At 71.3% G+C, this 19,397-nt stretch carries 19 protein-coding genes and 1 riboswitch; of the genes, 13 read left to right on the top strand and 6 right to left on the bottom strand.

Annotated elements, in window-relative coordinates:
- Window positions 1-95: 95 nt before the first annotated feature.
- Together ACIBA9_RS11480 and ACIBA9_RS11475 are read left to right on the top strand one after the other, a co-directional pair.
- Window positions 96-512 carry a VOC family protein gene (locus tag ACIBA9_RS11480; RefSeq protein WP_399361867.1) on the top strand — a complete coding sequence of 139 codons (417 nt, stop codon included), beginning with the start codon at window positions 96-98 and terminating at the stop codon, window positions 510-512.
- A 43-nt stretch (window positions 513-555) separates the two neighbouring features.
- Complete coding sequence (locus ACIBA9_RS11475) at window positions 556-1,329, top strand: VOC family protein (protein WP_399361865.1); 774 nt, start codon at window positions 556-558, stop codon at window positions 1,327-1,329.
- Window positions 1,330-1,585: 256 nt separating this feature from the next.
- Here the strand turns inward: ACIBA9_RS11475 and ACIBA9_RS11470 are convergent, their stop codons facing one another.
- From ACIBA9_RS11470 to ACIBA9_RS11460, 3 genes are all read right to left on the bottom strand, one after another.
- Window positions 1,586-1,918: a DUF952 domain-containing protein gene (locus ACIBA9_RS11470; protein WP_399361863.1), complete on the bottom strand. Its 333-nt coding sequence runs from the start codon at window positions 1,916-1,918 to the stop codon at window positions 1,586-1,588.
- 513 nt (window positions 1,919-2,431) lie between these two features.
- On the bottom strand, window positions 2,432-3,601 hold the full coding sequence (locus tag ACIBA9_RS11465) for a family 2 encapsulin nanocompartment cargo protein polyprenyl transferase (RefSeq protein WP_399361861.1): 1,170 nt from the start codon (window positions 3,599-3,601) through the stop codon (window positions 2,432-2,434).
- A gap of 112 nt (window positions 3,602-3,713) precedes the next feature.
- Entirely contained in the window at window positions 3,714-5,120 is a 1,407-nt protein-coding gene (locus ACIBA9_RS11460; RefSeq protein ID WP_399361859.1) for a family 2B encapsulin nanocompartment shell protein, read from the bottom strand.
- A 293-nt stretch (window positions 5,121-5,413) separates the two neighbouring features.
- Here ACIBA9_RS11460 and ACIBA9_RS11455 point away from each other — a divergent pair, with 293 nt between their 5' ends.
- On the top strand, window positions 5,414-6,007 hold the full coding sequence (locus ACIBA9_RS11455) for an N-acetylmuramoyl-L-alanine amidase (protein ID WP_399361857.1): 594 nt from the start codon (window positions 5,414-5,416) through the stop codon (window positions 6,005-6,007).
- Between the two features lie 145 nt (window positions 6,008-6,152).
- Window positions 6,153-7,046 (top strand): 1-aminocyclopropane-1-carboxylate deaminase/D-cysteine desulfhydrase, encoded by an 894-nt coding sequence (locus ACIBA9_RS11450; protein WP_399361855.1) that lies wholly within the window; start codon window positions 6,153-6,155, stop codon window positions 7,044-7,046.
- A gap of 18 nt (window positions 7,047-7,064) precedes the next feature.
- Here ACIBA9_RS11450 and ACIBA9_RS11445 read toward each other — a convergent pair whose 3' ends face one another.
- Window positions 7,065-8,660 carry a Na+/H+ antiporter gene (locus ACIBA9_RS11445; protein ID WP_399361853.1) on the bottom strand — a complete coding sequence of 532 codons (1,596 nt, stop codon included), beginning with the start codon at window positions 8,658-8,660 and terminating at the stop codon, window positions 7,065-7,067.
- 61 nt (window positions 8,661-8,721) lie between these two features.
- Between ACIBA9_RS11445 and ACIBA9_RS11440 the strand changes: the two genes are divergently transcribed.
- The 3 genes from ACIBA9_RS11440 (at window position 8,722) to ACIBA9_RS11430 (ending at window position 10,969) form a co-directional block, all read left to right on the top strand.
- Window positions 8,722-8,982 carry a UBP-type zinc finger domain-containing protein gene (locus ACIBA9_RS11440; protein ID WP_362160418.1) on the top strand — a complete coding sequence of 87 codons (261 nt, stop codon included), beginning with the start codon at window positions 8,722-8,724 and terminating at the stop codon, window positions 8,980-8,982.
- 446 nt (window positions 8,983-9,428) lie between these two features.
- The gene (locus ACIBA9_RS11435) at window positions 9,429-9,845 is read left to right on the top strand and encodes an anti-sigma regulatory factor (RefSeq protein ID WP_362160416.1); all 417 of its coding nucleotides are present in this window, start codon (window positions 9,429-9,431) and stop codon (window positions 9,843-9,845) included.
- A gap of 17 nt (window positions 9,846-9,862) precedes the next feature.
- Window positions 9,863-10,969 (top strand): RNA polymerase sigma factor SigF, encoded by a 1,107-nt coding sequence (locus ACIBA9_RS11430; RefSeq protein WP_362160413.1) that lies wholly within the window; start codon window positions 9,863-9,865, stop codon window positions 10,967-10,969.
- Between the two features lie 3 nt (window positions 10,970-10,972).
- Here the strand turns inward: ACIBA9_RS11430 and ACIBA9_RS11425 are convergent, their stop codons facing one another.
- Window positions 10,973-11,431: a hypothetical protein gene (locus tag ACIBA9_RS11425; protein ID WP_399361850.1), complete on the bottom strand. Its 459-nt coding sequence runs from the start codon at window positions 11,429-11,431 to the stop codon at window positions 10,973-10,975.
- Between the two features lie 146 nt (window positions 11,432-11,577).
- On the opposite strand from ACIBA9_RS11425, the gene ACIBA9_RS11420 reads away from it, so the two are divergent.
- On the top strand, window positions 11,578-12,546 hold the full coding sequence (locus ACIBA9_RS11420) for a diacylglycerol/lipid kinase family protein (RefSeq protein ID WP_399361848.1): 969 nt from the start codon (window positions 11,578-11,580) through the stop codon (window positions 12,544-12,546).
- Window positions 12,547-12,866: 320 nt separating this feature from the next.
- A complete protein-coding gene (locus tag ACIBA9_RS11415) occupies window positions 12,867-13,124 on the top strand; it encodes a WhiB family transcriptional regulator (RefSeq protein WP_003992873.1) in 258 nt (85 codons plus the stop codon).
- Window positions 13,125-13,338: 214 nt separating this feature from the next.
- Here ACIBA9_RS11415 and ACIBA9_RS11410 read toward each other — a convergent pair whose 3' ends face one another.
- A complete protein-coding gene (locus ACIBA9_RS11410) occupies window positions 13,339-14,805 on the bottom strand; it encodes a sensor histidine kinase (protein WP_399362116.1) in 1,467 nt (488 codons plus the stop codon).
- 519 nt (window positions 14,806-15,324) lie between these two features.
- Between ACIBA9_RS11410 and nagB the strand changes: the two genes are divergently transcribed.
- The 4 genes from nagB (at window position 15,325) to mctP (ending at window position 19,096) form a co-directional block, all read left to right on the top strand.
- Window positions 15,325-16,110 carry a glucosamine-6-phosphate deaminase gene (gene nagB / locus ACIBA9_RS11405; RefSeq protein WP_399361846.1) on the top strand — a complete coding sequence of 262 codons (786 nt, stop codon included), beginning with the start codon at window positions 15,325-15,327 and terminating at the stop codon, window positions 16,108-16,110.
- A 187-nt stretch (window positions 16,111-16,297) separates the two neighbouring features.
- Window positions 16,298-17,062, top strand: a complete 765-nt coding sequence (locus ACIBA9_RS11400; protein WP_362160400.1) for a GntR family transcriptional regulator — start codon at window positions 16,298-16,300, stop codon at window positions 17,060-17,062.
- A 145-nt stretch (window positions 17,063-17,207) separates the two neighbouring features.
- Complete coding sequence (locus ACIBA9_RS11395; protein WP_362160398.1) at window positions 17,208-17,471, top strand: DUF3311 domain-containing protein; 264 nt, start codon at window positions 17,208-17,210, stop codon at window positions 17,469-17,471.
- Window positions 17,468-19,096, top strand: coding sequence for a monocarboxylate uptake permease MctP (gene mctP, locus ACIBA9_RS11390; protein WP_399361843.1), 1,629 nt, complete (start codon window positions 17,468-17,470; stop codon window positions 19,094-19,096). The genes ACIBA9_RS11395 and mctP overlap by 4 nt, the downstream gene beginning before the upstream one ends.
- 138 nt (window positions 19,097-19,234) lie before the next feature.
- Window positions 19,235-19,376: riboswitch (cobalamin riboswitch) on the top strand.
- The last annotated feature ends 21 nt before the right edge of the window (window positions 19,377-19,397 follow it).

Below are 19,397 nucleotides of genomic sequence, written 5' to 3'. Positions count from 1 at the left end.
TGCGACCGTTGCCGGCCCGTCGCGCCCGACCTTCGCGTCCGACCCTCGCGTCCGACCGTTGCGCAAGGTGGCCCGCGGCGGCCTAGCGTGGCCCCATGGACGTGAAACTCAAGCAGTGTTTCATCGCGGTGGACGACCATGACAAGGCCCTGGCCTTCTATCGTGACGTGCTCGGCCTGGAGGTCCGCAACGACGTGGGCTTCGAGAACATGCGGTGGGTGACCCTGGGCTCGCCACTCCAGCCGGACGTGGAGATCGTGCTGGAGCCGCCCGGCGCGAACCCGGACGCCTCGCCCGCCGACCGGCAGATGATGGCCGAACTGCTCGCCAAGGGCATGCTGCGCGGCGTCATCTTCACCACCGCGGACTGCGACGCGCTCTTCGAGCGGGTACGGGAGTCGGGCGCGGACGTGTTGCAGGAGCCGACGGACCAGCCGTACGGAGTGCGCGACTGCGCCTTCCGGGACCCGGCGGGCAACCAGTTGCGCTTCCTCCAGCGGCCCGCCCGGTGAAGTCCCCACGGCCTGGGGTGACTTCGCGCCTACACTTCCCGGCGTGATCATTCGCTGGACCCATGCCTTCATCGACCGGCCCGCCGCGACGCTGGCCGAGGCGCGCGCGTTCTGGACGGCCGTCACCGGCACCCGGGTGTCCGAACCCCGCGGCGACGCGGGTGAGTTCGTGACACTGCTGCCCGACGCGACCGGCGGGGCGGACGCCTGCGTCAAGCTGCAAGGCGTCGCCGAGGGAGAGGGCGGCGCGCATGTCGACCTCTGCGCCGAGGATGTGCGAGGGCTGGTCCAGGGTGCCCGCGAACTGGGCGCCGACCTCGTGACGGACCACGGCGACTGGGCCGTACTGCGCTCACCGGCGGGCGAGTTGTTCTGCGCCGTGCCCTGGCAGGGGGAGAGGGGCCGGCCGCCGGTGGTCGCGGGCAGTCGCCTGGACCAGGTGTGTCTCGACATCCCACCGTCCCGCTACGACGCCGAGACCGCGTTCTGGGCCCGGCTCACCGGGTGGGAGCGGCTGGTGGGCTCCCGGCCGGAGTTCACCGTGCTGAAGCCGCCCGCCGGGCTGCCCGTACGGCTGCTGCTGCAACGCCTCGACGAGGAGCGTCCGGCCCGCGCGCATCTCGACCTCGCCTGCGCGGACATCCCGGCGGTCCGCCGCGCCCACGAGCGGCTCGGGGCGGTCGCGGTGGGCGGTGGCCCGCACTGGACGGTACTGCGCGATCCGGCCGGCGGCACGTACTGCCTCACCGGCCGGGACCCGGAGACGGGTGTCCTACGGGACGGCGATCAGGGCGACACCGACGCCTCGGCGCACTGAGGCGCCGGTCCGGCGGACGGTTCCCCGATCCCCGCCGTCGGGCGCGGCGGACAGCCGGGGCGCTCCGGTGGCCGAGGCTCGCCGATCAGGTCCGGCCGGGGCGACGTACCATTCGCGTCCCGCCAGACGTACGGGCCCTTGGGCCGGGCGTCCTCCTGGAGCACCAGCGTGAGTGCTCCCCCGGCGGAGACGGCCACCACCCACGCCGTCACCGCCCAGCGCCACCACCCGCGGCGGCGCGCACCCGCCGCCCCGGTCATCCCCAGGGTTCCACTTCCACCACGGCGTCCACCGGCACCGGCCCGTACACGTGCGGGAACTCCTCCCCGCCCGGCCGCAGCGCCTCGTACTTCACCGGGACCCCGACCCTGGCCGGGTCGACGACGAGGACGACCAGTTCGTCCGGCCCCGCGTAGTCGCCGTACAGGAGAGCGGCGATCCGCGGGAGCTGCTCACGGGTGGAGAAGTGGATGAACCCCTCCTCCTGAAGGGTGCGGCCGCGTGTCGATATCTCGTAGGCGCCGCGCTCGCGTGCCGCCTCCCACAGGGCGCGTTCGGTGACATGGAAGATGCGGGGTAGTTTCGGCATGCGGCCACGCTACGACGCCGGCCGGGCGGAGCGGACCGGCTGCGGCGCTTTCTCGACATGGGCCGGCCGTCGGCCCGGTGTCGGTCCCCGTGTCAGTCGGGATGCCCGGGCCGTGGCCCCGTGGCCGGGGGGACCGGGGGGTCGGCGTGCACCGGGGCTGCGGGCGCCTCGCGGTCCGCTCGGGTCGCGCAGGCCGGGTTGCGGCAGGGGCCGGGGCCCCAGACCGGTACCCAGGCGCCGAGGGTCTTGTGCCGCCGGACCACCGTTTCGACGGGCTGTCCACAACCGGGACAGACGGATTCCTCCCTGTCCATGCCCCCAGCGTAGAGCGGTCACGGGGTCGGTGCTCGCCGGCATCCGCCGCGGCACGCTCGGCGCTTTCCCGTTCACGTCCGCGCACGGCCTCGACGGGGACAGGCCGTCGACGACGATCCCGACGCTCGGCCGGCCCGGCGGTGGGCCCCGCACCCTGTGGGACGGTGCGGGGCCCGCTCCGCCACCGGCCGGCAGCGCTCAGCCGCTGCGCCGGGTCACGAACTCGGCGAGCGCCAGCAGGCCGCCCGCCGCCTCGGGGTCGGGGACCGCGCAGGCCAGTTCCTGCATGGCGCGGGCCATCCGGTCGGCGGCTTCGGCCTGCGCCCAGTCCCGGCCGCCGGCCCGCTCCACGGCCTGTGCCGTGCGGGCGATCTCCCCGGCCGCGTCCGCCTCTTCCTTCCGGTAGGGCTTGGCGTACAGCTCGGCCAGTTCGGCCGCCGCCGGGGTGCCGGAGGTGAGCGCCGCCACCACCGGCAGGGACTTCTTGCGGGCCGCGAGATCCGCGCCGACCGGCTTGCCGGTGTGCCGCGAGTCCCCCCATATGCCGATGACGTCGTCGATCAGCTGGAAGGCGAGCCCCGCCTGCCGGCCGAAGCCGTCCAGCGCGGCGACCTCCTCGTCACCGGCGCCCGCGTACAGCCCGCCGAGGGCACAGGCGCAGCCCAGCAGCGCCCCGGTCTTGGCCTCGGCCATGACGAGCACCTCGTCGAGGGCGACCTCGCCCGGGAGGCGGGTCTCCAGGGCCGTGTCGGTGTGCTGGCCGGCGCACAGCTCCATGACGCAGGCCGTGAGCCGGACCGCCGCAGGGCGGGAGGCCGGGTGCGGATCCTCGGCGAGCAGCCGGAGGGCGAGCGCCTGCATGGCGTCCCCGGAGAGGATCGCGTCGGGGTCGCCGAACACGGTCCAGGCCGTGGGCCGGTGCCGTCGGGAGGTGTCCCGGTCCATCACGTCGTCGTGCAACAAGGTGAAGTTGTGGACCAGTTCGACCGCCGCCGCGGCCCGGACGGCCGCCGCCCGGGCCGGAGGGCCACCCAGCGCGGTGGCGGCGGCAAGGACCAGCGCGGGCCGTATCGCCTTGCCGGCGTTGGCGGTCGCCGCGGTGCCGTCCGCGTGCAGCCAGCCGAAGTGGTAGAGCGCGACCCGGCGCATCGAGGGAGGCAGCGACTCGATCGCGGCGCGCAGCTCCGGGTCGACCAGGGCACGCGTGCGCTCCAGCAGTGCCGCCGCCTCCGTCCCGTCGAGCGGGCCGGCGCCACCGTCTCCTGCCCCCTTTCCCCGGTCCCCCGCCGTGCCGGGGCGCGGCACGGCGGGGGCTCGCTGTCCCGCCTTCGTCGTCGGTGGCCCCGTCTCCGTCATGAACTCGGCCATGCCTCCCCCTCGCCGGGTCCGCGGACGCCGGCGTTCTCGGACCGGCCGGCCGAGCACCCCGGGGTCGGACCGGCCCCGGCGGGCAAGAACGCGGCCGTGACGTGTGGAAACGTCACCTCCACCGGCCGATCTCCACGTTCTCCAGCACACCGAGCGCATCCGGCACCAGGACGGCGGCGGAGTAGTAGGCCGTCACCAGGTACTTGATGATCGCCTGCTCGTTGATGCCCATGAACCGGACGGACAGGCTCGGTTCGATCTCGTCCGGGATGCCGGACTGCCTGAGGCCGATGACACCCTGCTCCGCCTCGCCGGTACGCATGGCGATGATGGAGGTCGTGCGGGCCTCGCTGATCGGGATCTTGTTGCACGGGTAGATCGGCACACCGCGCCAGGTGGGGATGCGGTTGCCGGCCACGTCGACCGTCTCCGGGACCAGGCCCCGCTTGTTCAGCTCGCGGCCGATCGCGGAGATGGCGCGCGGGTGGGCCAGAAGCAGCTTGGTACCCCGGCGGCGGCTGAGCAGCTCGTCCAGGTCGTCCGGGCTGGGCACGCCGTCGTGCGGCTGGATCCGCTGGTCGTACTCGCAGTTGTTGAGGAGACCGAACTCCCGGTTGTTCACCAGCTCGTGCTCCTGGCGCTCCTTGAGCGCCTCGACCGTGAGCCGCAACTGCTGCTCGGTCTGGTTCATCGGCTGGTTGTACAGGTCGGCTACGCGCGAGTGGATGCGCAGGACGGTCTGGGCGATGCTCAGTTCGTACTCACGCGGCCGGGGCTCGTAGTCCACGAAGGTGTGCGGGATGTCGGGCTCGCCGGAGTGACCGGCGGCCAGGGCGACTTCCTTCTCGCCGTACTTGTTGGTCCGCTGCTCGGGGATCGCGCGCACCTGCTCGAGGTGTTCCCGCAGCGAGTCCGACCGCTCCGCCACCTGCTCGAAGTCCTGCCGGCTGAGGATCAGCACGGTGGTCGCGGTGTCCGCGCGGGCGGTGAACTCCCAGATGGCGTCCGGGTCGATCAGCGACTGCTCGCCGAAGTAGGCGCCGTCGGCCAGGACTCCGAGGACCGCGTCGTCCCCGTACGGGCCCGTGCCGACCTTCTCCACCCTTCCGTGGGCGAGCAGGTACACCTCGTCGGTCTGGTTTCCGAAGTCGGCGATCACCTCGCCCGGCGCGAAGTCGCGCTGGCGGCAGCGCCGGGCCAGCTCCGTCAGCACCTCCTCGTCCTCGTAGGACCGCAGGGCCGGCAGCTCACCGAGTTCGGCCGGGATGACCTCCACCTGGTCCCCGGTCTTCACGAAGGTGATGCGGCCGTCACCGACGGCGTACGTCAGGCGCCGGTTCACCCGGTACGTGCCGCCCTGGACGTCCACCCAGGGGAGTGAGCGCAGCAGCCAGCGGGAGCTGATCTCCTGCATCTGCGGAACGGACTTGGTGGTGGTGGCCAGGTTCCGCGCCGCCGCCGTCCCGAGGGACTGCTGCGCCTTGCCCTGCTCCGTGCGGACCTCTTCGCCTACCGACATAAGGAAACGCCCTCCCATGTTTGCCGGTGCCGCATCACACACCGGTCTCGCGACCAAGCCTTCCATCACGGAACGTGCGCACACCATTACCCGAACGAGCGGGAATGGATCATCACACGACTGGGCAGAAAGAGGGACTTGTTCCAGGGCACCCCGGTCGTCCGACCTGTCCGGATCGGCTCGCACAACGTGCGAACAATGTGGTCCGACACGTCCGTTTTCGGTAGGAAGCAGCGGTACGAGAGGGCCGCGATCGGCGGTCGTCGGCACGGCACGGCACGAAGGAGTCGGTCATGGCCCCACCCATGTCCGCGAGTGAGTTCCTGGACGCGCTCCGGACGGAGGGCGCCACGGTCGTCGAGGTCGGCGACTGGCGGCACCACAACCGCAACCACAAGGGGCCCTGGGGGCCCGTCCACGGAGTGATGATCCATCACACGGCGACCAGGGGCGGCGCGCCCACGGTGGAGGTCTGCCGGGATGGGCGGCCGGATCTGCCCGGCCCGCTGTGCCACGGCGTGATCACCAAGGACGGCACGGTCCACCTGGTCGGCTACGGCCGCGCCAACCACGCCGGCCTGGGCGACGACGAGGTCCTGCGCGCGGTCATCGCCGAGAAGGGGCTGCCGTCGGACAACGAGGCGAACACCGACGGCAACCGGCACTTCTACGGCTTCGAGTGCGAGAACCTGGGCGACGGCGAGGACCCCTGGCCCGAGGCGCAGCTGGACGCGATCGAGCGGGCCGCCGCCGCGGTGTGCCGCCTCCACGGGTGGACGCAGCGGTCGGTCATCGGGCACCTGGAATGGCAGCCGGGCAAGGTGGATCCGCGGGGGTTCACGATGGCATGGCTACGGCACCGCATCGCGGAACGCCTGAAGGGGTAACGGCCGGCGAGCGGCCCACGGAGACGGCGTCGACCGCGGGACGGCCAGGCCGCCGCTTCCTCCCTGTGCGGCGCTCGAAGCGGCCTCCCGGAGACGGCCGCCGGGGCGAGGGACGACGGCCGGGCGTGCGGGGGACAATGGAGGGGTGTGCAGTGCCGCCCGGCTCCTCCCCCGGCTCCCCTCCCCCCTTCAGGAGGTGTGCGACGACCGCTTCGACCGTCGTGGTCTGCGTCTGCTGCTCAAGCGGGACGATCTGATCCACCCGGAGCTGATCGGCAACAAGTGGCGCAAGCTGGCGCCGAACATCGAGGCGGCCGCCGGGCGCCCTCTCCTCACCTTCGGCGGGGCGTACTCCAACCATCTGCGGGCCACCGCCGCCGCGGGTCGTCTGCTCGGCTTCCCGACGGTCGGTGTGGTGCGCGGCCAGGAGCTGGCCGACCGCCCGCTGAACTCCTCCCTCGCCCGGTGCGTGGCCGACGGCATGCGCCTGTGCTTCGTCGACAGGTCGACGTACCGCCGCAAGAGCGAGCCCGGGACGCTGGCCGCCGTGCTGCGCTCGGCCGGCGCCGAGGAGGCGTACGTCGTCCCGGAGGGCGGCAGCAACACCGCGGCCGTGCACGGCTGCCGCGCCCTGGGCGAGGAGTTGCGCGACCACGCCGACGTCGTCGCCGTCGCCTGTGGCACCGGCGGCACGCTCGCGGGCCTGGCCGCGGGCCTCCGCGCCGAGCAGCGCGCCCTCGGCGTCCCGGTGCTCAAGGGCGGCTTCCTGGAGGCGGACACCCGGTCCCTGCAAGAACGTGCCTTCGGTGCCCGCACCGGCTCCTGGTCCCTCGACGACCGCTTCCACTTCGGCGGCTACGCCCGTACGCCCCCCGAACTCGAGGCGTTCGCACAGGACTTCGAAGGACGCCACGGTCTGCCCGTCGAGCGTCTCTATGTCGCCAAGCTGCTCTACGCGCTGACCACCCTCGCGGCGGAGGGTGCCTTCGCGCGCGGGACGACGATCGCCGCGGTCCTCACGGGCCGGCCGTTCCCCTAGCCCCGACTATCCCGCCTCCTATCCAGCCTCCCGGTACGCCGCCGCCTCCTCCAGGTCCAGCCGGCGCAGCAGGACGCGCAGCATCTCGTCGTCGATGTAGCGGTGGTCGCGCAGTCTGACGAAGACCTCGCGTTCGGCGCTGATCATCTCGCGGGACAGCCGGCGGTAGGTGTCGTCCACGGACTCCCCGGTGACCGGGTTGGTCTGGCCGAGGCGCTCCCAGACGGCGTTGCGGCGGCGCTCCAGGGCCTGGCGCAGCCGGTCGGCGAGCGGCGGGGGCAGGTCGTTGCGCTCGTCGGAGAGGAGTTCGTCGAGGCGGGTGTCGGCGGCCCGGGAGGCCTGGGCCTGGGCGTTGGCCTCGGCGAGCGTCTCGGCCTGCCGGTCGCGGCCGGGGAAGCGCAGCAGGCGGATCAGCGGGGGCAGGCTCAGTCCCTGGACGACCAGCGTGCCGATGACGGTGGTGAAGGTCAGGAACAGGATCAGACTGTGCTGCGGGAAGGGCCGGCCGCCGTGCACGGTGAGCGGGATGGAGAAGGCGATGGCCAGGGAGACCACGCCCCGCATCCCGGCCCAGCCGGTCACCATCGCACCCCGCCAGGTCGGGTTGTCCTCGCGTTCCCGGATGCGCTTGGACAGCAGCCGGGGCAGGAAGGCCGCGGGATAGACCCAGATGAACCGGGTCAGGACGACGACCACGAAGAGCACGACGGCGTACCCGACGGCCGCCGCGACCTCGTGCGCGCCGAGGCCCTTGAGGACGACAGGCAGTTGCAGGCCGATCAGGGCGAAGACCGCCGACTCCAGGATGAAGGCGACCATCTTCCACACCGCTTCCTCCTGGAGTCGGGTGGCGAAGTCGACCTCCCACGCGCGGTGGCCCAGGTACAGGGCGACGACCACGACCGCGAGGACTCCGGAGGCGTGCAACTGCTCGGCGACTCCGTAGGCGACGAACGGGATGAGCAGGGAGAGGGTGTTCTGCAGGAGCGGTTCCCTCAGATGCGTACGCAGCCAGTGCAGGGGCGCCATGAGGACGAGCCCGACGCCGACGCCGCCGACCGCGGCGATCAGGAACTCGCGGATGCCGCCCGCCCAGGTCGCGCCCTCGCCGACGGCGGCGGCCAGGGCCACCTTGTACGCGGTGATCGCGGTGGCGTCGTTCAGCAGCGACTCGCCCTGCAGGATGGTGGTGATGCGGGACGGCAGTCCGACCCGGCGCGCGATCGCCGTCGCGGCCACCGCGTCCGGGGGCGCCACGACCGCGCCCAGCACCAGCGCGGCGGTCAGCGGCATCCCGGGGATGATCAGATAGGCGGCCCAGCCGACGGCGAACGTCGCGAAGAGCACATAGCCAACCGACAGCAGTGCCACCGGTCTCAGCTGGGCCCGCAGGTCGAGGTAGGAGCTGTCGCTGGCCGAGGTGTAGAGCAGCGGCGGCAGCAGCAGCGGCAGGACCACTTCGGGGTCGAGGGTGTAGTCGGGGATCCCGGGCACGTAGGCGACCACCAGGCCGACCGCGACCAGGAGCAGCGGTGCGGGGACGGGGCTGCGCCGGGCCGCCCCCGCGACCGCGGCGCTGCCCGCCACCAGCAACAGCAGCGGCATCACGTCCATCGTTTTCTCCCACCCTCGTTTTTCGCGCGGCCACCCGCACACCCGTCGTAATCTGGCAATCATGAAACAGTGCACGCATGCCGACGCGCTGCCGCACCCGGAGCCGGACCCGCTGAACGAGACCTGCCCGGAGTGCCTGCGGGACGGCACACACCCCGTGCAGCTGCGGCTCTGTCTGTCCTGCGGCCATGTCGGCTGCTGCGACTCCTCGCCGGGGCGGCACGCCACGGAGCACCACGCGGTGTCCGGTCACCCGGTGATGCGGACCTACGAGCCGGGCGAGGACTGGCGGTGGTGCTTCGTCGACCATGTCCTTGTCTGAGCAGGCGACCGGATGGGGACGCCCGCTCGAGCACCCGGGCGGATGACCACGCCGCCGGATGAGCACGCCGGCCGCCGACTCGCCGTGGTCCGGGCACGCCCGCGACCGGCCCGCGCCGCCGCCCGCTCGTCCCACGCTCCCGCCCGCGGTGTTTTCGTGTGACACTGCAAGTGGCCGCCGCCGACACCGCAAGTGGCCGCCGTGGCGGGACGGTTCGAGCATCCGACGGCTGGGTACGTCAACCCGGCGCGCGCTCTTCCCATTTGGGCCCGCGGAACCTCTAGACACGGAGCGTATCCACAGCTTTACTGTGAGTGACGCCAGGGGGTCGGGGGCCCTAGGACAGGAACGTCCGGGGCGCGATAGCGTCACCGCGGAACCACATACGCGTTACCCCGGGGGGCGACCCTCGGCCCCGTAGAGCTTGTACCACCATGGAGGTGAGGGTGTCCCAGATCGCAGGCGAGCCCGCGACGAACCAGGACTTCGTGGAAGTCCGGCTTCCGGCCGCGGGTGCCTACCTGTCGGTGCTGCGGACGGCCACGGCCGGTCTTGCGGCCCGCTTGGACTTCACCCTGGACGAGATCGAGGACCTGCGCATCGCCGTCGACGAGGCCTGCGCGATCCTGCTTCAGCAGGCGGTGCCCGGCTCCGTGCTCAGCTGTGTCTTCCGGCTTGTCGACGACTCGCTGGAGGTCACGGTGTCGGCGCCGACCACCGACGGCCACGCGCCCTCGCGGGACACCTTCGCGTGGACCGTGCTGTCGGCCCTCGCGGGCAAGGTCTCGTCCGCCGTAGACGAGGACAAGACCGTGTCGATCAGCCTCTACAAACAGCGCGGCGCGGGCCCCGGGCCGGCGTGAGGAACGGGGACGGTCCGGTGCGGGACGAAGAGCGTGGCACACGCGAGCTGCCGACCGGGGACGGGGGAGCCCCCTGGTCCGGAGCCGAGGCGTCCGGGGAAGCCCCCCTGGACGGTTCCCGGCGCATGGCGGACGGCATCGACGGCATCCCCGAGCAGGCCAGGCCACACCCCGAGGGCGACCCCGCGGGGGACGGCACCGAGAGTGCCGTGCGGGGCACTCCTTCGCCGGGGCGCGAGGGGGCCGCTCCCGCCGGCCGCGCCGACGCGGGGGCGCGGGGAAGGGCTACGGGCGGGACGATGAGCGAGCACGAGCGCAACGCGGAGGACGACGCGCCGGCCAAGGAGGTCGTGCGGGCAGTGCACACCCCGCACGACCGCAGTGGGGCGCGGGCGATGTTCGTCGAGCTGCGCAAGCTGAACGCGGGCAGCGCGCAGTACGCGGAACTGCGCAACCAGCTGGTCCGTATGCATCTGCCGCTCGTCGAGCACCTGGCACGCCGTTTCCGCAACCGCGGCGAGCCGCTGGACGACCTCACCCAGGTCGCCACGATCGGACTCATCAAGTCCGTCGACCGCTTCGACCCGGAGCGTGGCGTGGAGTTCTCCACGTACGCCACCCCGACCGTCGTCGGCGAGATCAAGCGGCACTTCCGGGACAAGGGCTGGGCGGTCCGCGTGCCGCGCCGGCTGCAGGAGCTGCGGCTCGCGCTGACCACGGCGACGGCCGAGCTGTCCCAGCTGCACGGCCGCTCCCCCACGGTCCACGAGCTGGCCGAGAAGCTCGCCATCTCCGAGGAGGAGGTCCTGGAGGGCCTGGAGTCCGCGAACGCGTACTCCACCCTGTCGCTGGACGTCCCCGACACCGACGACGAGTCTCCGGCGGTCGCCGACACCCTCGGCGCCGAGGACGAGGCGCTGGAGGGCGTGGAGTACCGCGAGTCCCTCAAGCCGCTGCTGGAGGATCTGCCGCCGCGCGAGAAGCGGATCCTGTTGCTGCGTTTCTTCGGGAACATGACCCAGTCGCAGATCGCGCAGGAGGTCGGCATCTCGCAGATGCACGTCTCGCGGCTGCTCGCCCGCACGCTGGCCCAGCTGCGCGAGAAACTCCTCGTCGAGGAGTGAGCCCTACCGGGCCCGGCCCGGTCCCTTGATCCCGAGGGCCCGGGTCGTCTCGCCGTTGACGAGGAGCACCAGCGCCGCCACGGCGACCACCCCCAGCGCGATTCCGGCCGGGATCGCCATGCTGTCGGCCTGGAGCAGGTTGTAGGCCACCGGCAGGGCCATGAGCTGAGTGATCACGGCCGGACCACGGCTCCAGCCGCGGCGCAGCAGCAGCCCGCGCGCGGCGAGCAGCGGCAGCAGCGCGAGCACGACCAGCGTGATGCCCAGGGTCACGGCCTGCTGCCGGTCGTCGGGGTCGCCGGCGACGCCGAGGACGAGCACCCACAGGCCGCCGGCCAGCAGGGCGAGTCCCTCGATCCCGGCGAGCGCGGCCGCGTACGTCAGCCGCCGGGGGCGCGGCGCGGCGGTGGCCGTCTCTGCGCCGTCCGCGGAGTCCTGGGCGTGGTTCTGCTCGCTGCTCACCCCAGCAGGGTAGCTCTCGGCCGCCGGGGCCCCCGCCCGTGCCCCGGACCCCGGTGTCCGCGCGTGTCCAGGCTCACGCCCGCCTCTCTTACCGGATCCCTACCTCGGTCTGGGCCGGGTACCACCCAGTAGGTACGCTGCCATGCATGCGTGCACTCCTCGTGGTCAACCCAGCGGCAACCACCACAAGCGCACGCAGGCGTGACGTCCTGACCCACGCGCTGGCGAGCGAGATGAAGCTGGAGGCGGTCACCACCGAGTACCGCGGCCACGCGCGCGATCTGGGCCGGCAGGCGGCGGAGAGCGACGACATCGACATGGTGGTGGCGCTCGGCGGGGACGGCACGGTCAACGAGGTGGTCAACGGCCTCCTGCACGCCGGCCCCGCCCCGGAGCGGCTGCCCGGCCTCGCCGTCGTCCCCGGTGGTTCCACGAACGTCTTCGCCCGGGCCCTGGGCTTGCCCAACGACCCCGTCGAGGCGACCGGCGCCCTGCTGGACGCCCTGCGCGAGGGCCGGGAGCGGGTCGTCGGACTGGGACTGACCTCCGGGACGCCCGGCACCGAGGACGAGGCGGTTCCCGACCGCTGGTTCACCTTCAACGCCGGGCTCGGCTTCGACGCGGGGGTGGTGGGCCGGGTCGAGCAGCAGCGCGAGCGCGGCAGGAAGTCGACGCACGCGCTGTATGTACGGCAGGTGATCCGGCAGTTCCTCGGCGAGCCGAACCGCCGGCACGGCGGCATCACGTTGGAGCGGCCCGGCGCGGACCCGGTCGAGGACCTCGTGGTGGCCATAGTCTCGAACACGTCCCCCTGGACGTATCTCGGCAATCGCCCTATGTACACGTCACCTAAGGCCTCGTTCGATACCGGCATCGACGTGCTCGGTCTCAGCCGTCTGTCGACCGCCGCTGCTGCCCGGTATGGCACCCAGTTGCTCACTTCGTCCCCCGAGCGCGGACCCCAGGGCAGGCATGCCCTCTCCCTGCACGATCTGGACCGGTTCACCTTGCATTCGAAGGCGCCTCTCCCCCTTCAGATGGACGGTGACCACCTGGGGCTGCGAACCAGCGTGACGTTCACAGGCGTACGCCGCGCACTGCGTGTGATTGTGTGAGCGGAACGGGCCAAACTCCTTTCACTCGAACGTTTAGGCCAGGATCCACCCCATGGAAGTACGGCTGTGACCCAGTCGACACCGAGGAATCAAAAAAAACTTTCCGGAAGGGGTTGTATCCGCCGCTGAGGTTTGCGAGTCTCTACGTGGCGATCGGGACAGCCCGCAACACCGGCATCCACTGATCACCAGAACCCCTCTTCAAACCAAGGACCACGCCGGGGAAGACTCGGCGGTCGGCCCTTCACTTGTTGAGGGATTCGTGAAAGCGTTCACATTCACAAGCAACTTGCACGTAATACCAAGGAGAGGTAGCAGCCATGGACTGGCGTCACAACGCCGTTTGCCGCGAGGAAGACCCCGAGCTCTTCTTCCCCATCGGCAACACCGGTCCTGCGCTGCTGCAGATCGAGGAAGCCAAGGCCGTCTGCCGTCGCTGCCCGGTGATCGAGCAGTGTCTGCAGTGGGCGCTCGAGTCCGGTCAGGACTCCGGCGTCTGGGGTGGTCTCAGCGAGGACGAGCGTCGCGCGATGAAGCGCCGTGCCGCCCGCAACCGGGCTCGCCAGGCCTCCGCCTGACAGTCCCACCCCTGTTGTTGACGGCCTGAGCTTGGCGGCGCGTGTGCCTCACGGCATTACTTCGTGGACAGCGAGTACGCATCTCCCGCCCCCGAGTCGCAGCGCGCAGTACCCCCGATGCGCATAGCTTCGAGTGTGAGCCCCGGACCACCGAGTGGTCCGGGGCTCAATGCTGTCCGGGGCGGGATCCGTACCGGGCCCGCTCCGGGCGCGCCTACTTCTGCGCCCGCACCGGAAGGTCCAGAACCACCCGGGTCCCCCGCCCGGGCGCCGGGACCATGTCGAACGTGCCGCCCAACTCGCCCTCCACCAGCGTCCGTACGATCTGCAGGCCGAGGTTGCCCGAGCGGTGCGGGTCGAAGCCCTCGGGCAGGCCGACGCCGTCGTCCTGGACGGTGACCAGGAGGCGGTTCTCCTTCGCGGTGCCGCCGCGGACCGCGCAGACCTCGACCGTACCGGTGTCGCCCTCGCGAAAGCCGTGCTCCAGCGCGTTCTGCAGCACCTCGGTGAGGACCATCGACAACGGGGTGGCGACCTCGGCGTCGAGTATCCCGAACCGCCCGGTGCGCCGGCCGGTCACCTTGCCCGGCGAGATCTCCGCGACCATCGCCAGCACCCGGTCGGCGATGTCGTCGAACTCCACGCGCTCGTCCAGGTTCTGAGACAGCGTCTCATGCACGATCGCGATCGAGCCGACCCGGCGCACGGCCTCCTCCAGCGCCTCTCGGCCGCGCTCGGAATCGATGCGCCGGGCTTGCAGCCGCAGCAGGGCGGCGACCGTCTGAAGGTTGTTCTTCACCCGGTGGTGGATCTCCCGGATGGTCGCGTCCTTGGTGATCAGTTCGCGTTCCCGGCGCCGCAGTTCGGTCACGTCCCGGCACAGCACCAGCGAACCGATGCGGGTGCCCTTGGGCTTGAGCGGGATGGTCCGGAACTGGATCACCCCGTCGTGGGCCTCGATCTCGAACTCGCGCGGCGCCCAGCCGCTGGCCACCTTGGCGAGCGCCTCGTCCACCGGGCCCCGGGTCGGGGCCAGTTCGGCCGTCGTCTGCCCGAGGTGGTGGCCGACCAGGTCGGCGGCGAGGCCGAGGCGGTGGTAGGCGGACAGCGCGTTCGGGGAGGCGTACTGGACGATGCCGTCCGCGTCCAGCCGGATCAGACCGTCGCCGGCGCGCGGCGAGGCGTCCATGTCCACCTGCTGGTCGGGAAGGGGGAAGGAGCCGGCCGCGATCATCTGCGCGAGGTCCGAGGCGCTCTGCAGATAGGTGAGCTCCAGCCGGCTCGGGGTACGGACGGTGAGCAGGTTGGTGTTGCGGGCAATCACGCCGAGGACGCGGCCCTCACGCCGGACGGGGATGGACTCGACCCGTACGGGGACCTCCTCGCGCCACTCCGGATCGCCCTCGCGCACGATCCGGCCCTCGTCCAGCGCCGCGTCCAGCATCGGCCGGCGGCCGCGCGGGACGAGATGGCCGACCATGTCGTCCTGGTAGGACGTCGGGCCGGTGTTGGGGCGCATCTGCGCCACCGAGACGTACCGGGTGCCGTCGCGGGTGGGGACCCACAGGACCAGGTCGGCGAAGGAGAGGTCGGAGAGCAGCTGCCACTCCGAGACCAGCAGGTGGAGCCACTCGAGGTCGGAGTCGTCGAGAGCCGTGTGCTGGCGTACGAGTTCGTTCATGGAGGGCACGTGTGCGAGCGTACCCGGGGCCTTGCGGGTGGCCGAAAAACACCCGCGGGCCGCGGCGCCTGGAAGGGACCCTCAGCCCTCCCGGCACCGCAGCCCGGAGCATCATCGGCCGCGGGGTGTGCGGTCCCGTCCGGCCGAAGGTCGAGGAGCCGGGGCAGTCAGGGCAGAGAGCTCCGGATCCTCGGTCCGCCTTCCTGTGCGGGGAAGACGGAGGCTTGTTCAGTTGGATTGTGGACTAGACCACGTAGGCGTGTCCATGGTGCGACAGTCACCGCGACGGTGACATCGAGGAATGGCACGCGATGCCACGCAGCCTAGCCCGCGCCGGTCGGTCGTGGGGCCGGATGGACGGGGCAATTTCCACGAGCGACCGTCCTCCCGCCCGGGCATCGACCCCGGCCGGCGAGGCGGCGCGAACTCTGCGTGCACCCCTCCGTCGAACACCGATTCTGTTAGATTGGTCTAAACCACAGAGACGCACAGAGCCCTCTTCAGAACGGCAGGCCCAGCGTGGAAGTTGTCATCGTTCCGGACGCCGCGGCGGGCGGCGAGCTGATCGCCGAGGCAATGGCCCAGCTGCTGCGACGCAAGCCCGACGCCCTGCTCGGCGTGGCCACCGGCTCCACCCCGCTGCCCATCTACCAGGCGCTGACCACCAAGGTGCGCTCCGGCGCCGCGGACACCTCGCGGGCACGGATCGCGCAGCTCGACGAGTACGTGGGGCTGCCCGCCGACCACCCCGAGTCCTACCGCTCGGTGCTGCGCCGGGAGGTGCTGGAGCCGCTCGGCATCGGCATGGACGCGTTCCTGGGCCCGGACGGGACGGCCGCGGACCTACAGGCGGCATGCGAGGCGTACGACCGCGCGCTCGCGGAGGCCGGCGGGGTCGACCTCCAGCTGCTCGGCATCGGGACCGACGGGCACATCGGGTTCAACGAACCGTGCTCCTCGCTCGCCTCGCGCACCCGGATCAAGACCCTGACCGAGCAGACGCGGATCGACAACGCCCGCTTCTTCGACGGTGCCGTCGAGCAGGTCCCGCACCACGTCATCACCCAGGGCATCGGCACCATCCTGGAGGCCCGGCACCTGGTGCTGCTGGCGACCGGCGAGGGCAAGGCGGACGCGGTCGCCGCGACCGTGGAGGGACCGGTCGCGGCGGTCTGTCCCGCCTCCGCGCTCCAGCTGCACCCGCACGCGACGGTGGTCGTCGACGAGGCGGCGGCCGGCAAGCTCAAGCTGGCCGACTACTTCCGGCACACCTACGCCCACAAGCCCGACTGGCAGGGCATCTGAGCGCCCGGCGCGCCGCCGCCGCACGCTCTGCGGCTCGTTGGACTAGACCAACAGCGGGCGCGCCGGTATACAGAGGAGATCACGGAGCGTGCGGGTGGGCGCCTGGCACCCGAAGCCGTGCCACGATGTGAGCCGCGGCCGATGCCAGGTCGGCCGCTTTCGGCATCCGGAGCCGGGAAGGCAGAGCATGAGCACCGACGTCAGCAGTGCGGAGAACGAGGCCGGCACGACCGTCCGTACCGCGCGCGTGCCCAAGTACTACCGCTTGAAGAAGCACCTGCTCGACATGACGGAGACGCAGGCACCGGGCACCCCGGTGCCGCCCGAGCGCACCCTGGCCGCCGAGTTCGACACCTCCCGCACCACCGTCCGCCAGGCCCTGCAGGAGCTGGTCGTGGAGGGCCGGCTCGAACGCATCCAGGGCAAGGGCACCTTCGTCGCCAAGCCCAAGGTCTCCCAGGCGCTGCAGCTCACCTCCTACACCGAGGACATGCGCGCCCAGGGTCTGGAGCCGACCTCGCAGCTGCTGGACATCGGCTACATCACCGCCGACGACCGGCTCGCCGGCCTGCTCGACATCACCGCCGGCGGCCGCGTGCTGCGCATCGAGCGGCTGCGCATGGCCAACGGCGAGCCCATGGCGATCGAGACCACCCATCTGAGCGCCAAGCGCTTCCCGGCGCTGCGCCGGTCGCTGGCGAAGTACACGTCCCTGTACACCGCGCTCGCCGAGGTCTACGACATCCATCTCGCCGAGGCCGAGGAGACCATCGAGACCTCTCTGGCCACCCCCCGCGAGGCGGGCCTGCTCGGCACCGACGTGGGCCTGCCGATGCTGATGCTCTCCCGGCACTCCCTGGACCGCGCGGGCCAGCCGGTGGAGTGGGTGCGCTCGGTGTACCGGGGCGACCGGTACAAGTTCGTGGCCCGCCTGAAGCGGCCGCAGGACTGAGGGCGGCCGGGCTTCCCCACCCGGCCCGCACACCGCGTCCGAGAACCGGCGGACCGATATACGGACGAGGTCTTCCCGTGCCCTGACGCCGTCACCTAGATTGCCTGCGCATTACAGGTGATCAGCGAGGGGACGGAGCCATGGCATGTCGGAAACACCTGAAGTGAGACCACCGGTCGTCACACCGACCCGGGTGGTCATCGGCCTGTGTCTCGTCGCGCCCTTCGTGGCGATGCTGTGGGTCGGCTCGTACGCCAAGACGGATCCCGCGTTCATCGGGATCCCGTTCTTCTACTGGTACCAGATGCTCTGGGTGCTGGTCTCCACGGTGCTCACGATGACCGCGTACAGCCTGTGGCGGCGCGACCAGCGCTCCCGCGGGAACGCGCAGGGGGGTGGCGCGAAGTGAAGGACGGCGTCAACGGCGTCGCGCTCGGCGTCTTCATCTTCTTCTTCCTGGCCGTCACGGTCATGGGCTTCCTGGCCGCGCGCTGGCGCAAGGCCGAGAACGAGCACTCGCTGGACGAATGGGGTCTGGGCGGACGGTCGTTCGGCACCTGGGTCACCTGGTTCCTGCTCGGCGGTGATCTGTACACGGCGTACACCTTCGTCGCCGTACCGGCGGCGATCTACGCGGCGGGCGCGTCCGGCTTCTTCGCGGTGCCGTACACGATCCTGGTGTACCCGCTGATCTTCACGTTCCTGCCCCGGCTGTGGTCGGTCTCGCACACGCACGGCTATGTGACCACCTCGGACTTCGTGCGCGGCCGGTTCGGCTCCAAGAGTCTGTCGCTGGCGGTGGCGGTCACCGGCATCCTGGCGACGATGCCGTACATCGCGCTCCAGCTCGTGGGCATCCAGGCGGTGCTGGACGTGATGGGCGTCGGCGGCGGCGAGAACACGAACTGGTTCGTGAAGGACCTGCCGCTGCTCATCGCCTTCGGTGTGCTGGCGGCCTACACCTACTCCTCCGGTCTGCGGGCGCCCGCGCTGATCGCGTTCGTGAAGGACGCGCTGATCTACATCGTCATCGCGGTGGCGATCATCTACATCCCGATCAAGCTGGGCGGCTTCGACGACATCTTCGCCAAGGCGGGCGACGCGTTCGGCCAGATCAACCCGGCCACCCACAAGCCGCGCGGCGCGCTCGTCCCGCCGGAGGCGGCCCAGTGGACCTACGCCACGCTGGCGCTGGGTTCGGCGCTGGCGCTGTTCATGTACCCGCACTCCATCACCGCGACCCTGTCCTCCAGGAGCCGCGAGGTGATCCGCCGCAACACCACCATCCTGCCGCTGTACTCGCTCATGCTGGGCCTGCTGGCGCTGCTGGGCTTCATGGCCATCGCGGCCGGGGTGAAGGTCACCAACGGCCAGCTGGCCATCCCCCAGCTGTTCGAGGACATGTTCCCGGACTGGTTCGCGGGCGTGGCCTTCGCGGCGATCGGCATCGGGGCGCTCGTCCCGGCGGCGATCATGTCCATCGCGGCGGCGAACCTCTTCACCCGCAACATCTACAAGGACTTCATCAAGCCGGACGCCACGCCGAAGCAGGAGGCCCAGGTCTCCAAGGTCGTGTCCCTGCTGGTGAAGGTGGGCGCGCTGGTCTTCGTCCTCACCATGGACAAGACGGTCGCCATCAACTTCCAGCTGCTGGGCGGCATCTGGATCCTGCAGACCTTCCCGGCCCTGGTCGGCGGCCTGTTCACCCGCTGGTTCCACCGCTGGGCGCTGCTGGCCGGCTGGGCGGTCGGCATGGTGTACGGCACGCTCGCCGCGTACGGGGTGGCCTCGCCGACGCAGGCTCACTTCGGTGGCTCCGCCAAGGAGATCCCCGGCATCGGCGAGATCGGCTACATCGGCCTGACGGCGTTCGTCCTGAACGTCGTCGTCACCGTCGTCCTCACCTTCGTCCTGCGGGCCCTGAAGGCGCCGGAGGGCGTCGACGAGACCCGGCCGGAGGACTACACGGCCGACGCGGGCGACCCCGGGGTCCAGGTGGAGCTTCCGCCGGTGACCGCGGCGGACGCCCACTGAGCCGCCCTCGGCACAGCGCACGACACCCACGGCGGGCCGCCGGGAAGTGGATTCCCGGCGGCCCGCCGTGCTGCCTCGAGTTGACGCTCCGATACCACCGCAACACGCAACAGACACTACATGTGGGGGTGCCACGACAGCCCGGCACTAGATGTATGCTCGTCCTCGCTGTCGTCGCAGGGGAATCCGGTGCGAATCCGGAACTGTCCCGCAACGGTGTACTTGCGTGTAAGCGCACGCCTGGCCAGTCCGAGGACCTGCCGACAGCGCACCCGGCCGTCCGGTTCGGGTGCCTTGAGAC

It is taken from the genome of Streptomyces sp. NPDC051452 (genome assembly GCF_044454765.1).
Classification (GTDB): domain Bacteria; phylum Actinomycetota; class Actinomycetes; order Streptomycetales; family Streptomycetaceae; genus Streptomyces.
This window is presented reverse-complemented; position numbering and strand designations above follow the sequence as displayed.

Excerpts from the sequence above, each read along its gene's own strand:
- ACIBA9_RS11465 (WP_399361861.1), bottom strand. The coding sequence starts at position 3,601 with ATGGCCGAGTTCATGACGGAGACGGGGCCACCGACGACGAAGGCGGGA.
- ACIBA9_RS11420 (WP_399361848.1), top strand. The coding sequence starts at position 11,578 with ATGCGTGCACTCCTCGTGGTCAACCCAGCGGCAACCACCACAAGCGCA.
- ACIBA9_RS11445 (WP_399361853.1), bottom strand. The coding sequence starts at position 8,660 with ATGGACGTGATGCCGCTGCTGTTGCTGGTGGCGGGCAGCGCCGCGGTC.
- ACIBA9_RS11460 (WP_399361859.1), bottom strand. The coding sequence starts at position 5,120 with ATGTCGGTAGGCGAAGAGGTCCGCACGGAGCAGGGCAAGGCGCAGCAG.
- ACIBA9_RS11415 (WP_003992873.1), top strand. The coding sequence starts at position 12,867 with ATGGACTGGCGTCACAACGCCGTTTGCCGCGAGGAAGACCCCGAGCTC.
- ACIBA9_RS11410 (WP_399362116.1), bottom strand. The coding sequence starts at position 14,805 with ATGAACGAACTCGTACGCCAGCACACGGCTCTCGACGACTCCGACCTC.
- ACIBA9_RS11440 (WP_362160418.1), top strand. The coding sequence starts at position 8,722 with ATGAAACAGTGCACGCATGCCGACGCGCTGCCGCACCCGGAGCCGGAC.
- ACIBA9_RS11395 (WP_362160398.1), top strand. The coding sequence starts at position 17,208 with ATGTCGGAAACACCTGAAGTGAGACCACCGGTCGTCACACCGACCCGG.
- ACIBA9_RS11400 (WP_362160400.1), top strand. The coding sequence starts at position 16,298 with ATGAGCACCGACGTCAGCAGTGCGGAGAACGAGGCCGGCACGACCGTC.
- ACIBA9_RS11455 (WP_399361857.1), top strand. The coding sequence starts at position 5,414 with ATGGCCCCACCCATGTCCGCGAGTGAGTTCCTGGACGCGCTCCGGACG.
- ACIBA9_RS11480 (WP_399361867.1), top strand. The coding sequence starts at position 96 with ATGGACGTGAAACTCAAGCAGTGTTTCATCGCGGTGGACGACCATGAC.
- ACIBA9_RS11470 (WP_399361863.1), bottom strand. The coding sequence starts at position 1,918 with ATGCCGAAACTACCCCGCATCTTCCATGTCACCGAACGCGCCCTGTGG.